Source organism: Mumia sp. zg.B21 (genome assembly GCF_019550855.1).
GTDB lineage: Bacteria > Actinomycetota > Actinomycetes > Propionibacteriales > Nocardioidaceae > Mumia.
In genome coordinates this window covers 221,098-235,098 of record NZ_JAHWCJ010000001.1, presented here as the reverse complement: position 1 = coordinate 235,098, position 14,001 = coordinate 221,098, and the positions used below count along the sequence as shown (strand labels likewise).

The following is a 14,001-nucleotide window of genomic DNA, read 5'->3' as shown; positions in this document are numbered from 1 at the left end:
CGTGATGCTGGTCACGTTGCGGTCCTGCTGTCCGTTACGGGCGTCACATTTGAGCATGATGCGTCGCTGCTTAGCGGGCTGTTGCGCGATCCGTCACGCTCCTCCACCGTGGGGGCATCACATCGATGCCCGCCGCGTGAAGGAGCTCCCATGACCGAGCTGATGATCGGCCGCCCGGACTCGCTTCCCGAGCCGGAGCCGTACGACCTGCGTGACCGCTATCGCGCCGGCTCGCCGCCGGTGCTGCTGACCGGCGTCCAGGCCATCGCGCGCCTCCTGGTCGAGCAGCGCGAGCACGACCGGCGTGAGGGCCGGCGCACCGCGTCGTTCGTGTCCGGCTACCAGGGCAGCCCGCTCGGGGGCGTCGACCGCATGCTCGCCGAGATGCCCGACGTGCTCGAGGCGCACGACATCCGCTTCGTCCCCGGGCTCAACGAGGAGCTCGCCGCGACGTCGGTGTGGGGCACCCAGCAGCCGCTCGATCCGGCCGAGGCGGTCTTCGACGGCGTCGTCGGCTACTGGTACGGCAAGGCGCCCGGCGTCGACCGCGCGACCGACGCGCTGCGGCACGCCAACATGTACGGCGTCGATCCGCGCGGCGGAGCCGTGATCCTCGCGGGCGACGACCCCGCCTCCAAGTCGTCCACCGTCCCCGCTGTCAGCGAGCGGACGTTGGCCGCGCTCGGCATCCCCGTCCTCTTCCCCCGCAACGCCGCCGAGATCGTCACGCTCGGGCTCCACGCCGTCACGCTCTCGCGTGCGTCGGGCTGCCTGGTCGGGCTCAAGATCGTCGCCGACGTCGCCGACGGCTCGTGGGTGGTCGACCGCCCCGCCGACGCCTTCCGCCCGGTCGTGCCGTCGATCGAGTGGGACGGCAAGCCCTGGTCGTACGCCCAGGCGCCGATGATCGTGAACCCGGACGCGATCGTGGGGGCGGAGGCGCAGCTCGTCGGCCCGCGCACGGAGACCGTCCTCGCGTACGCCGCCGCCAACCCGCTCAACGTCGTCGACATCGACCCGCCGCACGCGACCATCGGCTTCGTCGCCGCCGGCACCACGTACGACGCGCTCCGTCAGGCGTTCCTCGACCTCAACCTCACCGACGACGCGCTGCACGCCGCCGGCATCCGGGTGCTGCGGCTCGGCCTGGTGTCGCCCCTGGAGCCGGGGATCGTCGAGAAGTTCGCGACCGGTCTCGGCGAGATCGTGGTCGTCGAGGACAAGACCGCGTTCATCGAGACGCAGGTCCGCGAGATCCTCTACGGGCTGCCCGGCGCTCCCCGCGTGATCGGCAAGAAGGACGCCGCCGGCCGTCGGCTCGTCCCCGCCGACGGCGAGGTCACCTCCGGCCGCCTGCTCGCACCTCTGCGCCACGTGCTCGACGGCCGCGTCCGCATCGAGATCCCGAGGCCCCAGACCATCCCGCTCCCCCTGCTGTCGACCTCGCGCGCGCCGTACTTCTGCAGCGGTTGCCCGCACAACCGCTCCACCGCCGTCCCGGAGGGCTCGCTGGCCGGCGGCGGCATCGGCTGCCACATCATGGTGTCGACGTCGGGCCGCGAGGACAGTGCCGTCACGGGCTTCACCCAGATGGGCGCCGAGGGCAGCCAGTGGATCGGCCAGTCCGGCTTCACACGCACCGGGCACATCTTCCAGAACCTCGGCGACGGCACGTTCTTCCACTCCGGCCAGCTCGCGATCCAGGCGTGCATCGCGGCAGGGGTCAACATCACCTACAAGATCCTCTACAACGACGTCGTCGCGATGACCGGTGCGCAGGACGCCCAGGGCGCGCTGACCGTCCCGGAGCTGACGCACAAGCTCACCGACGAAGGCGTCGCGCGCGTCATCGTGGTGGCCGACGAGCCGCAGCGGCACCGCAGGCGTTCGCTCGCCAAGGGCACGCTCCTGTGGCACCGCGACCGGCTCGACGAGGCGCAGCGGATCCTGCGCGACGTCCCCGGTGTCACCGTGCTCATCTACGACCAGCACTGCGCCGCCGACGCTCGCCGTCAGCGCAAGCGGGGCACCCTGCCCGCGCGCAACACCCGCGTCGTGATCAACGAGGCCGTGTGCGAGGGCTGCGGCGACTGCGGCGTCAAGAGCAACTGCCTGTCGGTGCAGCCGGTCGACACCGAGTACGGCCGCAAGACGCGCATCGACCAGACGTCGTGCAACACCGACTACTCGTGCCTCGACGGAGACTGCCCGTCGTTCGTGACGGTCGAGGTCGACCCGGATGCACGCCCGGCGCGCCGTACGACGCCGACGCCGACGGCGGTCGCCGACCCCACCGCTCCCCCGCTCGCCGGCACCCACGACGTGCTGATGGCCGGCATCGGCGGGACCGGCATCGTCACGGTCAACCAGGTGCTCGCGATGGCGGCGATGCGGGCGGGCTTCGACGCCGAGACGCTCGATCAGACTGGTCTGAGCCAGAAGGCCGGTCCGGTGACCGGGCACCTGCGCTTCTCGCCGCGCACAGAGTCCGGGGCGGGCCTCGAGCCGTCCAACCGGCTCACCCCGCAGGGCGCGCACTGCGTCCTCGCGTTCGACCTGCTCGCCGCAACGTCCCCGAAGAACCTCGGGTACGGCGACCCGGCGACGACCGTCGCGGTCGCGTCGACGAGCAGGACGCCCACCGGTGACATGGTCTATGACGCATCGGTCGGTTATCCCGAGCTCGACACGCTGATCGGCCGCCTGGACGCGGTCACGCGTGACGTGCACGCCTTCGACGCGCTCGAGGCGGCCGAGGAGCTGTTCGGGAGCACGACCACCGCGAACTTCCTGCTCGTCGGTGCCGCCTACCAGGCCGGCGCTCTCCCGATCCCGGCCGAGGCGATCGAGGAGGCCATCACGATCAACGGCGTCGCGGTCGACGCCAACGTGGCCGCCTTCCGGTGGGGCCGTGTGGCGGTCGCCGATCCGGAGGCGTTTGCCACGGCCACGCGCCCGCAGACGAGCGCAGCTCCGCTCGTCGCCGTGCCGGCCGTCGACGCTGCCGGCTTCAGCGACGAGATCCGCGCCATGGTCGCCCGCCGGGCCAGCGACCTCGTCGGATTCCAGGGCATGGCGACGGCGCAGCGCTACGTCGCGAGGGTCGCCGCCGTACGCGACGCCGAGCGCGCCGTGACCAGCGACGACCGGCTGACGCGGGCCGCGGCTCAGTACCTCTTCAAGCTCACCGCCTACAAGGACGAGTACGAGGTGGCTCGCCTGCTCATCGACTCCTCGTTCGCCGACGAGGTCGCGCGTCAGGTGCCCGGCGGCGCCACGCTCACCTACAAGCTGCACCCGCCCGTGATGCGCTCGATGGGCCGCAGCTCCAAGGTCGGATTCACGCCACGCTCGCACGTGGTGCTGCGCGGGCTCGCGCGGATGAAGGGCCTGCGCGGGACACCGTTCGACGTGTTCGGCTACGCCAAGGTCCGGCGCCTCGAGCGTCGTCTCGCCGCGCACTACGACGCGCTGCTCGACACGGTGACCGCCGGCCTGTCGGCGGACTCGTACGAGCGTGCGGTGCGGATCGCCGAGCTGCCGGACCTCGTGCGTGGCTACGAGGACGTCAAGCTGCGCAACGTCGCGACGTACGTCGAGCGGCTGCGTGCCGAGGGTGCGCCGGTCGACGGACTGGTCTGACAGACTCGACCCGTGCCTCGCCTGGACCGCCTCGACGCCGAGATCATCGGGAGACTGACCCGCAACGCGCGCGCCGGCGTCGTCGAGCTCGCGTCGGCGCTCGGCGTCGCCCGCAACACGGTGCAGGCGCGCCTGAAGCGGCTCGAAGAGACCGGCGTCCTCCGCGGCTTCCGCCCGGACGTCGACCTCGAGGCGATCGGCGTGTCCGTGCAGGCGTTCGTCGACGTCGAGCTCGACCAGCGGCGGATGGCCTACGTCGTGCAGGCGATCTCGGAGATCCCGGAGGTGCTCGAGATCATCACGCAGGCCGGACGTGAGGACCTGCGTGTACGCGTCGGCGCGGTGACGCACGCCGAGCTGCAGGAGGTCGTCGTCCGCATCATCGACACCGACGGCGTCCGCCACACGACCTCGACGCTGGCGATCTCGACTCCTCTCCCGTACCGCGTGCAGCCGCTGCTGGACAAGCTGACCCGCAGATCCGGCTACGGCCGCTCCACCCCCGTGGTCGACTAGCAGCATGAGCAACGACGCGACAGAGCCCACCGCCCCCGCCGAGCCCACGGATCCGACGGAGTTCTGGGAGCAGCGCTATGGCAGCTCCGACCGCATCTGGAGCGGCAAGCCCAACCCGCTGCTCGTCCGCGAGGTTGCCGACCTGACTCCCGGCACCGCCTTGGACCTCGGCTGCGGCGAAGGCGCCGACGCCGTGTGGCTGGCCACGCAGGGCTGGACGGTCACGGGTGTCGACATCTCGCAGACCGCCCTCGACCGCGCAGCGGTGCACGCCGCCGACGCCGGGGTGGCCGACCGTACGACGTGGGAGCGGCACGAGCTGGGCGTCACCTTCCCCGACGGCTCGTACGACCTCGTCAACGCGCACTACCTCCAGTCCCCCGTCGCCCTCGACCAGGACGGCGTGCTCCGCAGCGCCGCCGACGCGGTGGCCCCGGGCGGCACGCTGCTGGTCGTCATGCACGGCGGCTGGCCCTCGTGGGCCGAGCCGCACGAGCACTCCGTGCCCCACGCCGTCTTCCCGACACTCGAAGAGGTCCTCGACGTGCTGTCGCTCCCCGAGGACGAGTGGACGGTCGTCACCAAGGAAGGCGTCGAGCGCGCATCGACGGCACCCGACGGCCGTACGGGGACGCACGTCGACAACGTGTGGCGCCTGGAGCGGTCCGCCTCACAAGGCTGAGCCGAGTCGGGCCACGATCGCGCCGAGGGGCCGCTGCCCTTGTCCTGTCCTCGTACGGGTCTCGCTCACGGTGAAGCCGCTCGCCGCGAGGAGCCGGTGCAGCTCCTCGGGCGGCCACCGGTAGGCCGGCGTGACCGCGTGGTCGAACGCCTCGATCGCTGGTCCGTCGAAGAAGCCGAGGACGAGCCCGCCTTCGGGCCGGAGGACACGGGCGAACTCGTCGAAGGTGGCGGCGATCCGGGACGGGTGATGATGGATCGTCGAGTACCACGACAGCACCCCGCCGCAGGACTGGTCGGGCTCCTCGATCGCGTCGATGCTGCCGATCCGGAACGGCACGTCCGGATAGCTCCGCCGAGCATGCTCCACGAAGGCGGGGACGAGGTCGATGCCGCGAACGTCGAGGCCACGCCCCGCGAGGTGGTGCGTCCAGTGGCCAGGTCCGCACCCCGCGTCGAGCACCGGCCCCGTCACGGTGTCGGCCCAGCTCTCGACGAGCTGCCGGTCGGAGGGGTGCACCGCCTCCATCGACCCGAGGACGTGCGCGTACTCGGCGGCTCGGCGCGCGTACGCCTCGGCCACCGTCCCCGTCGTCACGAGGCGCGCCCCGATGTCACCGGGTGCCTTGCCGGAAGGCGTTGCGGGAGCCCGAGGGGGTCGTCAGGAGCCTGGCCTTGATCGCCTGGGCCGCGTGCAGCGTCGCCTCGTACGCGCTCGGGCTGACGCCGGTGATGTTGATGAACGCGTGGATGAGGTCGCCCGTACGGGCCAGCTCGGTCGGGACTCCGGCTTCCTGGAGCCGACGCGCATACGCGATGCCCTCGTCGCGAAGCGGGTCGAAGCCGGCTACCGCGATGTACGCAGGCGCCACACCGGAGAGGTCGTCGGCGAGCAGTGGCGAGACGCGTGGATCGAGGGCATCGGCGGGATCGGCGAGGTAGTGCTCGCGATACCAGTCCATCTGCCGCTCAGTGAGGAAGTAGCCGTCGGAGAACTCCGCGTACGAGGGGTGCTTCGTGGAGAGGTCGGTGACGGGGAAGAACAGCACCTGCAGGCACGGCTCGACCTCTCGCCCGCGGAGCTCGAGGGCGAGGACGGCGCTGATGTTGCCGCCGGCGCTGTCGCCCGCGACGACGATGCGCGACGGGTCGAGGCCCCATACCGGTGCTTGCGCGACCGCGTACTCCCACGCAGCCAGCCCGTCCTCGATCGCCGCGGGGAACGGGTGCTCGGGCGCGAGCCGGTAGTCGACCGACAGCACGTCCACGCCGGCGTGCAGGGCGAGGAACCGTACGGCGGAGTCGGTGCTCACGCGGCTCCCGAGCACCCAGCCGCCACCGTGGAAGTAGACCACGAGCCCACGCGACGCCCCCGCCGTGGCGCGGTAGCGGGTCGCGGGGATCGCGCCGTGCGGCGAGGGGATGAGGAGGTCCTCCTCGACAGCGAACGGAGGGAACGTGTCGGCGAAGACGAGCGACTCGTCCTCGATCTGGTGACGCGCGGCGTCGAGCGGCTTGGTGGAGAAGTCGGAGCCGGGGATGCGGTTGAGGACACCCAGCGCTGCGGCGACCTCGGGCGCGAGGCGCTCACCGTCGCGGTTGACCGGGGCGCCTGCGCCCAGGCGTGCGATGACGGCCTGCGGGAGCCGGGCGAAGCCGCGGATCGCGGCCCGCTCGAGGCGCAGAGGCAGGGACAGGGGGCGCGACGTAGCCTGGCTCATCGGGGGACTCTCTCGATCGGTCGGAGCCGCATTCTTGCAGGTCGGGCGGTGTCCTAGGTCACACACCAGGGCTCGATTAGGACTGGTCTGGAGGCCCTGCTAAAGTTCCTACTGCTTCGGACGACGGTCTAGGGGCACCACGCGCCATTAGCTCAATTGGCAGAGCAGCTGACTCTTAATCAGCGGGTTCGGGGTTCGAGTCCCTGATGGCGCACAATCCACGAAGGCCAGGCATCGCGAGATGCCTGGCCTTCGTCGTACGTGCGCTGGTTGAGCGAGCGAAGCGACTTCGGGGATCTGCCACAACACCCGTGAAGCCGACGGTGCGCATCACGACCGACCAGCCGCCGTATCGCGCGAACGCCGTCGTTGTCACCTTCTCATCAAGCGTCGCATCGCCCGGTCGGCCGTGAGTTATCGAGTTACTGACGGCCGTGTACGCCTTTCGCTCAGCTGCACTCGTTTGGAGCGAAAAAGCATTCAGCAAGGCGAGAATTCGGTCGCCGGTAGGCGCCTCAAAGATCCTGGAGGCTGTGCGGGTCAGGTCTTGTTCCCAGGTAGAGCCGGGGGCAATCGTTCCGGACAGTGCGGTAAGGCCCGCGAGAATCTCCTTTCGCTGCGCCTTGGTGAGGTTGTAGCTGTTGTTGGCCTTAGGGAGCAGCGCATCAGCCAGGAACTCGAGCGTCATGGCGCCGGCTACGACCGCGGGCTCAACGTCCGGAGGCATCGCGGTCAACGCATCCATAGCGACTTTGACAACCTTCCGGCGGTCCTCGGGCAACGCGTCCCAGGCTGGCGCGACCTCGTCCATGAAATGATGAAGCGTCACGGTGTTCCTGTCGATCAGCAACCGACGATCGCCCAGGAGGGGCCGCCCAAGGTCGACCAGCCGGCCAAGCCCGCCGTTCGGGTCCCACAGGCCGCACAACGCCGGTCGTGCGCCGGAGAACAAATGCAACAGCCGGCAGACGTGATCAAGGAGGTACGCCTCCGCTTCCAGAACGGTGACGGGCCGGGAGAACTGGAGTTCGACCCGCAGGAGCTGGGCGTACTCACCCGCAACGTGGTCGCGGCGCCAGCTCGCATCACGAACGAGGCGTTGAAAGGTGTCCAAGCGCATTGACTGCGCGAGAGCAGTCAGGTGCCCTTCGTGTGGTTCGCCCTCGTAGGTGCCGATGGTCAGGTCAACGTTAGCCAGGACCCCGGACCATCGATCTGCCGGTCGAAACGCTCCAAGCAGATTCGCCGTCCAGCGCCTCGATGTGACAGTGCCATCACCGAGCTCGACGAGCGCTGTGCTGCCGATCATGTACGGATCTAGGTCGTCGTCTGTGCGCAAGTGGCCTATGTGGACCTCGTCCAGAAGGCAAGCGACGCCGTCTTCGGCCGTGATGTGTCGTACCTGCGCAAGTGTGTCGGGCTGGACAGTCCAGCGAGGGTACTGCCGGGGAACGCGCGGACGAACTACCAGCCGGAGAACGCGTCCGCGTACTACGTCATGGGTCACGGTCGCCATCGCGTCGACTCCGGCCACGACACACTGGATCTCGAGTTGGCACGTTCCGAGTCGTAGCCCCAACAGCACTGCTGACAGCGGCGCGTCTGGGTTGATGCCGATAGCGCACTGGTCCGTGGCTATTCCTGCTCGCTCAGACCAGAGCGAAGCCATTGCCTTGGACTGGCTCCGCACTTCTCGGCGACGCAGCCACGCATCTCGTCCCCTTGCGAGAGCGAACAGTGCAGCTGATGCTCGTGACGCCACAGATCTCCCATTTCGGTCGCAAGGTCGCCCTTGCTGTTGTATCTCTTGACGTTGCTGAGCCACTCGGCAGGTCCCAATGGCTGTGTCACTCCGCCGCCTGTCGGGCCGGTTAGTTGTGATGTCCGGGGAGGTTGGTCAGTCGGGTGATCGGTGGTTTGCCTGCGGTGGCGGAGTGGGCGCGGTGGTGATTGTAGAAGTGGAGCCAGCTGGGTAGGGCGTTGTTGAGGTTGGTCAGTCGGGTGATCGGTGGTTTGCCTGCGGTGGCGGAGTGGGGCGCGGTGGTGATTGTAGAAGTGGAGCCAGCTGGGTAGGGCGGTGTTGCGTTGCTCGGTTGATTCGTAGTGGCGTGCGTAGGCCCAGCCGTCGGCCAGGGTGCGGTGGAAACGTTCGATCTTGCCGTTGGTCTGGGGCCGGTAGGGCCTGGTGCGTTGGTGAACGATGTCGAGGTCGGCGCAGGCGGCGCGCCAGGCGTGGGATCGGTAGCAGCTGCCGTTGTCTGAGAGGACGCGTTCGACGGTGACGCCGTGGTCGGCGAACCAGGCCACGGCTCGTCGCAGGACGGCGATGGCGGTGTCGGCTTTCTCGTCGGTGCAGATCTCGGCGTAGGCGACGCGGGAGTGGTCATCGATGACGGTGTGGACGTAGGCCGTGCCGATCAGCGGCCGGTATTGGTTACCGCGCTCGCCGGTTCTCTTGGCGGTCGCGATGGCGTTGGCTCTGCTCTGCTGGCGGTTGAGGAACTTGTGCCCGCCGCCGTCGGGGATGTTGGCGAACTTGGTGACGTCGACGTGGATCAGTGAGCCGGGGTGGGGGTGCTCATAGCGGCGCAGGGGTTCGCCGGTGACGCGGTCGATGTGGGAGAGCCGGTTGATCCGGCAACGGACCAGCACGGCGTGGACGGTGGAGGCATGCATGCCGAGTCGGCCGGCGATCTGGACCGGGCCGAGCCGCTGGCGCCACCGCAGCCGAACGATGCGACGCACCAGATCGGGACTCGTCTTGGTCGGGCTGGCGTGTGGCCGTGAGCTGCGGTCGACCATCCCGGCCGGGCCTTCGGTGCGGTAGTGGTCGGCCCACTTCTTCGCGGTGCGTGGGGCGACCATGAACATCTTGGCTGCCGCGGCGTAGGTCCAGTCGTGGTCGACGACGAGACGAGCCAGACGCAGTCGGGCACGTGGGGTCAGGGCAGCGTTAGCGTGGGACACGAGGGCCTCCGGTCAGTGAAGCGGTGAACTAGACAGCTCCACTTCACAACCGGAGGCCTTCGTCTGTCAGCCAGACTCACCGACCCCGACCCCGACCCCGACCCCGACAACCTCCCCGGACATCACAGTTAGTCGACCGACGATGACCTTCATCGTCGATGCGCGTGAGCAGTGCTGATTCCGCACGCACGTTCCCAGAAACTGGTCACGTGTTGACTTCCTCGAACTCCACCCATCCGTTGTCATCAGTCTCCTGCGGGACGCCAGGCGGATTCTGCAAGGCATGCGAAAGCCTCACCGCACTCGTGGACGACCGATCAGTCTTGCGACCACTGCGATAACGGTTCGTTCGACTGTTCCGGGACCGGGACTCACAGGAAGTCGTCGACATCCAATGGGTGTCTATGGCCGTTCGCGACCATCCCGAACTCGTTCGCGGACGACGCGACGACTAGCAGGACGCCCGCTCGTGCCGCGGTGAGTGCGGTTGCGCACGCGCGTCATATCGCCGCTTCCCGGACACACCCTCGTCTGTGTCGAATCTTGATCCATGGCGGCAGAGGCAGCTCAGCAGAGAGTTTGGATCACAGCCTCGCCCGCCTCCGAAGCGGCGGCATAGAACTGGCGCAACTGCTCGAAGGAGGGAGCCACGTACTCATCGAAAACGTCCTCTTCGTCCCAGATCGCGGGGTAGATCTGCGCCTGCGCCATGGCCGCCGGATCCATCCTCGACCGAAGGTTCTCCACGCTGATGGCTTCGAGCGTGGCTGAGACAGCCCGGACTCCAGCGGGTGACAACAGCCGTGGCGGCCCGTAGCCGAGGTCCTCGCCGGCCTCTTCTCCACCCCAGATCGCATCGGACACCTCGGCGGGAGTCGGCTCGCCCGAACCGGTCAGCAGCCAGTGGATGCCGTGCCAGCTCTTGTCGAGGTCGACGAAACTCTCGTCGTCCTCGGATTCAAGCAGATCCTCGACCAGCTCGGGGTCGTTCAAGATCCTGGCTGCCTCATCAGCACCCCGGCGATATCCGACCCACAGCATTCCCATGGGCGCAGGCTATGCCCTCGGACTGCGACGACGTGCCGCAATCGCAAAGCGACGCCATGCGGACGATGATTTACGCCGCCGGACGCGGCCCGAGGTGCGTCTTACCGCCGCGAATGACGTTGCTGACAAACGCTGCCTGGCATGCAATTTCAGGAGCGGAGCCTCCGGCTTATGCTCCCTCTTTCAGCGTGAAACGGCGCGAACGAGCGAGCACGGCCGATACACCGGATCGAGCGTCGCCGCAGGTCAGAGGACAGTTGCGAGCACTCGACCGCACCGATGAAAACCCGTCCCGCTTCTCACTGGATTCGGGGTCCGAGTCCTCGATGGCGCACATCAACGGAAGGCCAGGCATCATCACGATGCCTGGCCTTCGTCGTACGTCGCTATGGTCGAGCAGTCCCGTACCGCCGCCGGCTCGACGGGACTGCTCTCGGGCTCACGCTTGCTGTGGCGCGCGAACGTTCTCCCGGTCCGGTGTGGTCGCCTTCGTCGTCGACCCTGCCGTGCGGGGCCAGGTCCAGGCCAACCGGACGATGAGGGCGAGAAGAATCAGCTCCAGGACGACGCCAAGGCCGAAGAAGTACAGCCAGGACTCGCCTGCCACGTTGAACGCCGTGACGGGGACGTAGACCGCGGCCACGACGAGGTTCGCGATACGGTTCGCCCGGGCCGGCAGCGTCGTCGACAGCACGACCATGAAGATCGGGAAGGCCATGAGGGTCAGCGCCGCGGTCGAAAAGGTCTGAGAGAGGTCGAACTCGAAGACCCTGCCGTCAAGGATGTCGTCGACGACGCCGGGCGTGAAGAAGTTCAGAATGTCCACGTAGGCGTACAGGAACATGAGGCTTGTCCACGCTGCGGCGAGCTTGACTCTCACCGGGATCGGCTGGTCTTCCAGCGCCGCGGTGGTGGGTTGACGCTTTCTCATCATGGGCTCCGTTGGTGTCGTGCGGATCGGTAGGTCCACGCTCGCTGAGCCCGGCGGCGGGCGCCTCGGTCCGGAGGCCGGAGTTCACCTGGCCGATGGCATGGTCTCTCGCTCGTACTTTCGGCGGGTACGCCGAGGCGCGCGGATCCCTAGGCTGGGCCCGTGGTCACTGTCCGGCGCTCCCTCTGGCACGAGCCGCGGCCTGCTGACGCCCCACCCGTCGGTCGTCTCGACTGGCTGCTGGTGGGAGTGTTCGCGGTCGCGGCCTTGGTCGAGGGCATCGTTCGTCCGGACCTGACCTGGCGACCCGTTGTCACGGTGCTCGCCCTGGCGCTGATTCCTGCCCTGCTCTGGCGGCGGGACCGCCCTCTGACAGCCGCCCTGGTCGGGTGGGGCGTCGCCGGGCTGCTCTCGGTCCTCCAGCTGACTGCGCACGCCGGGGACCTCGGCCTCTACTCCATGATGGCCGTGCTGATCCTGCTCTACTCCCTGGTGCGGTGGGGCTCGGGACGGGAGATTGTCCTGGGGACGGCGTTCGTGACCTTCGTCGTCGCGCTGGGGATGTACGCCTCCTCCGTCGGCTGGGCCGACGTTTTCGGCGGAAGCGTCCTCTTGCTGTTGTTCGTCGCCCTCGCGGCGGTGTTCCGCTACCGCGCAGACCTCTGGCATCGCCAACAGCGCGAGATCCGCAATCAGGAGCGGGTGGCGCTGGCGCGCGAGCTGCACGACATCGTGGCCCACCACGTCTCGGCCATCGCGGTGCAGGCGCAGGCCGGTGGCGTGGTCGCCGGCATCCAGCCTGAGAAGGCTGCCGAGATCCTGGCCGCGATCGAGTCCGAAGCGTCGTCGACCCTTGCGGAGATGAGATCCATGGTGCGGGTGCTGCGTGAGGAGGAAGCGGTCACCTACTCACCGCCGAGGGGTGTCGCGGACCTGCCTGCGCTGGCGCGCGCCGACGCGACGCCCACCGTCGAAGTCTCGCTGGACGGTTCGTCAACCCAGCTGGCACGACCCGTCGACGCCGCGCTCTACCGGCTTGCGCAGGAGTCGCTGACCAACGCCGTACGGCACGCGCGGAGCGCGACCCGCGTCGGGATCGACGTACGCCGGGAGGGTGACGCCGTCAGGCTGCGTGTCAGCGACGATGGACAGATCGAGCCGGGACCAGCCCCGGAGCCTGGGTTCGGCCTGCTGGGCATGGCCGAACGCGCCCAGCTCCTCGGCGGATCGCTCTCCGCGGGGCCGGGGCCGGAGGGTGGCTGGGTGGTCGAGGCCGTGCTGCCGGCGGAGCCGCTGGCATGAGCATCCGCGTTGTCGTCGCCGACGACCAGGACTTGGTCCGGACCGGGCTGGTGATGATCCTCGGCGCGCAACCCGATCTCGAGGTCGTGGGGGAGGCGGCAGACGGGCTCGAAGCGCTCGACCTGGCGGCCCGGCTGCGACCCGATGTCCTCCTCGTCGACATCCGGATGCCCGGGCTCGACGGCGTCGAGGTGACACGGCGCCTGGCCGGGCCAGACGTGACGGACCCGATGGCGGTCGTCGTGATCACCACCTTCGACCTCGATGAGTACGTCCTCGGCGCCCTACGCGCCGGCGCTCGCGGCTTTCTGCTCAAAGACGCCGGGCCGGAGCTCCTGGTGCAGGCCATCCACGCGGCGGCCAACGGGGACGCGCTGATCGCCCCCAACGTCACCCGCCGACTGCTGGCGACCTTCGCCGACCAGACGCCGGTGGTGCCGGTCCAGCCGATCGACCCGCTCACCGAGCGCGAGGAGGAGGTCCTCGCGCTGGTGGCACAGGGCCGGACCAACGCCGAGATCGCCACGGAGCTTTTCGTCGGCCTGAGCACGGTCAAGACCCACGTCGCCTCGTTGATGACCAAGCTCGGCGCCCGCAACCGCGTCGAGATCGCGATGTGGGCATACGGCACCAGACGCGTGAGAGCCGATTAGCGGTACAGATCGCAGCCCGTAAGCTCGGGAACCCCGCTCGGTGACCGAGCTCACTCCCCCGCCGGCACCTGGAAGGCTCGGACCTCGATCCGGCCGCCGAGGGCCTTCGACGCCCGGGCAGCCCAGCCAAGGGCTGCCTCCTCATCGGCGACGTCAATCACCCAGAAGCCCCCGAGGTACTCCGGCGCCTCCACGAACGGGCCGTTGACGGTGCTCAGCGACTCGCCTGTGTTGTCGACCGTGATCGCGCTCGAGGGCGGCATCAGACCACCCGCGAAGACGAAGGCTCCGGTCGACGTCAGCTCCTCGATGATCGCGCCAGTGACCGCCATGGCCGCCTCGAGTTCAGCCGGGTCCATGGTCTCCATAGTCGGCTCCTCATCGGAGTCGTGCGGGACGGAAAGCAGGAATTGGCTCATGCGGTGTACGACCGTCCTCGACGCGGGGACTCATCGGCCCACGTACCGGCCCACGTACCGGCCCAGTCTTAATCATTCAGATTAGGAGTCAAGGCAGCACCCGCGCTGACGTGAGCCAGCTG

At 68.7% G+C, this 14,001-nt stretch carries 11 protein-coding genes, 1 tRNA gene and 1 pseudogene; 7 read left to right on the top strand and 6 right to left on the bottom strand.

The genetic code is table 11. The features are described from left to right. Positions 1 to 150 precede the first annotated feature (150 nt). Genes KV100_RS01290 through KV100_RS01280 form a run of 3 tightly spaced genes read left to right on the top strand, consistent with a single transcriptional unit; the run spans position 151 to position 4,840 of the window. Positions 151 to 3,642 carry an indolepyruvate ferredoxin oxidoreductase family protein gene (locus tag KV100_RS01290; RefSeq protein WP_255565887.1) on the top strand — a complete coding sequence of 1,164 codons (3,492 nt, stop codon included), beginning with the start codon at positions 151 to 153 and terminating at the stop codon, positions 3,640 to 3,642. Between the two features lie 12 nt (positions 3,643 to 3,654). Then, entirely contained in the window at positions 3,655 to 4,158 is a 504-nt protein-coding gene (locus KV100_RS01285; protein ID WP_220341104.1) for an Lrp/AsnC family transcriptional regulator, read from the top strand. A gap of 4 nt (positions 4,159 to 4,162) precedes the next feature. Then, a complete protein-coding gene (locus KV100_RS01280; RefSeq protein ID WP_220341103.1) occupies positions 4,163 to 4,840 on the top strand; it encodes a bifunctional 2-polyprenyl-6-hydroxyphenol methylase/3-demethylubiquinol 3-O-methyltransferase UbiG in 678 nt (225 codons plus the stop codon). On the opposite strand, the gene KV100_RS01275 is transcribed toward KV100_RS01280, so the two are convergent. Both KV100_RS01275 and KV100_RS01270 read right to left on the bottom strand, forming a co-directional pair. Then, the gene (locus KV100_RS01275) at positions 4,829 to 5,437 is read right to left on the bottom strand and encodes a class I SAM-dependent methyltransferase (protein ID WP_220341102.1); all 609 of its coding nucleotides are present in this window, start codon (positions 5,435 to 5,437) and stop codon (positions 4,829 to 4,831) included. The two genes, KV100_RS01280 and KV100_RS01275, sit on opposite strands and share 12 nt — an antisense overlap. A gap of 16 nt (positions 5,438 to 5,453) precedes the next feature. After that, complete coding sequence (locus KV100_RS01270) at positions 5,454 to 6,560, bottom strand: alpha/beta hydrolase (protein ID WP_220341101.1); 1,107 nt, start codon at positions 6,558 to 6,560, stop codon at positions 5,454 to 5,456. Between the two features lie 141 nt (positions 6,561 to 6,701). Here KV100_RS01270 and KV100_RS01265 point away from each other — a divergent pair. Both KV100_RS01265 and KV100_RS01260 read left to right on the top strand, forming a co-directional pair. Continuing rightward, positions 6,702 to 6,774: transfer RNA gene (locus tag KV100_RS01265), tRNA-Lys, on the top strand. A gap of 603 nt (positions 6,775 to 7,377) precedes the next feature. Then, entirely contained in the window at positions 7,378 to 7,683 is a 306-nt protein-coding gene (locus tag KV100_RS01260) for a hypothetical protein (protein WP_220341100.1), read from the top strand. Positions 7,684 to 8,431: 748 nt separating this feature from the next. On the opposite strand, the pseudogene KV100_RS01255 reads toward KV100_RS01260, so the two are convergent. The 3 genes and pseudogenes from KV100_RS01255 to KV100_RS01245 form a co-directional block, all read right to left on the bottom strand. Beyond that, positions 8,432 to 9,527, bottom strand: a pseudogene (locus tag KV100_RS01255) (IS481 family transposase). 567 nt (positions 9,528 to 10,094) lie between these two features. Continuing rightward, complete coding sequence (locus KV100_RS01250; RefSeq protein WP_220341099.1) at positions 10,095 to 10,574, bottom strand: YfbM family protein; 480 nt, start codon at positions 10,572 to 10,574, stop codon at positions 10,095 to 10,097. Between the two features lie 439 nt (positions 10,575 to 11,013). After that, on the bottom strand, positions 11,014 to 11,544 hold the full coding sequence (locus tag KV100_RS01245) for a DUF6326 family protein (RefSeq protein ID WP_308291318.1): 531 nt from the start codon (positions 11,542 to 11,544) through the stop codon (positions 11,014 to 11,016). Between the two features lie 123 nt (positions 11,545 to 11,667). On the opposite strand from KV100_RS01245, the gene KV100_RS01240 reads away from it, so the two are divergent. Both KV100_RS01240 and KV100_RS01235 read left to right on the top strand, forming a co-directional pair. After that, positions 11,668 to 12,807: a histidine kinase gene (locus KV100_RS01240; protein WP_220341098.1), complete on the top strand. Its 1,140-nt coding sequence runs from the start codon at positions 11,668 to 11,670 to the stop codon at positions 12,805 to 12,807. After that, positions 12,804 to 13,460 (top strand): response regulator transcription factor, encoded by a 657-nt coding sequence (locus KV100_RS01235; RefSeq protein WP_220341097.1) that lies wholly within the window; start codon positions 12,804 to 12,806, stop codon positions 13,458 to 13,460. The genes KV100_RS01240 and KV100_RS01235 overlap by 4 nt, the downstream gene beginning before the upstream one ends. A gap of 50 nt (positions 13,461 to 13,510) precedes the next feature. Here KV100_RS01235 and KV100_RS01230 read toward each other — a convergent pair whose 3' ends face one another. Continuing rightward, on the bottom strand, positions 13,511 to 13,828 hold the full coding sequence (locus tag KV100_RS01230) for a YciI family protein (RefSeq protein ID WP_255565886.1): 318 nt from the start codon (positions 13,826 to 13,828) through the stop codon (positions 13,511 to 13,513). Positions 13,829 to 14,001 lie beyond the last annotated feature (173 nt).

What these genes read in the sequence shown, in the direction of transcription:
- KV100_RS01235 (WP_220341097.1), top strand. Translation starts at nt 12,804, where the DNA reads ATGAGCATCCGCGTTGTCGTCGCCGACGACCAGGACTTGGTCCGGACC.
- KV100_RS01290 (WP_255565887.1), top strand. Translation starts at nt 151, where the DNA reads ATGACCGAGCTGATGATCGGCCGCCCGGACTCGCTTCCCGAGCCGGAG.
- KV100_RS01230 (WP_255565886.1), bottom strand. Translation starts at nt 13,828, where the DNA reads ATGGAGACCATGGACCCGGCTGAACTCGAGGCGGCCATGGCGGTCACT.
- KV100_RS01280 (WP_220341103.1), top strand. Translation starts at nt 4,163, where the DNA reads ATGAGCAACGACGCGACAGAGCCCACCGCCCCCGCCGAGCCCACGGAT.
- KV100_RS01270 (WP_220341101.1), bottom strand. Translation starts at nt 6,560, where the DNA reads ATGAGCCAGGCTACGTCGCGCCCCCTGTCCCTGCCTCTGCGCCTCGAG.
- KV100_RS01260 (WP_220341100.1), top strand. Translation starts at nt 7,378, where the DNA reads ATGAAGCGTCACGGTGTTCCTGTCGATCAGCAACCGACGATCGCCCAG.
- KV100_RS01250 (WP_220341099.1), bottom strand. Translation starts at nt 10,574, where the DNA reads ATGGGAATGCTGTGGGTCGGATATCGCCGGGGTGCTGATGAGGCAGCC.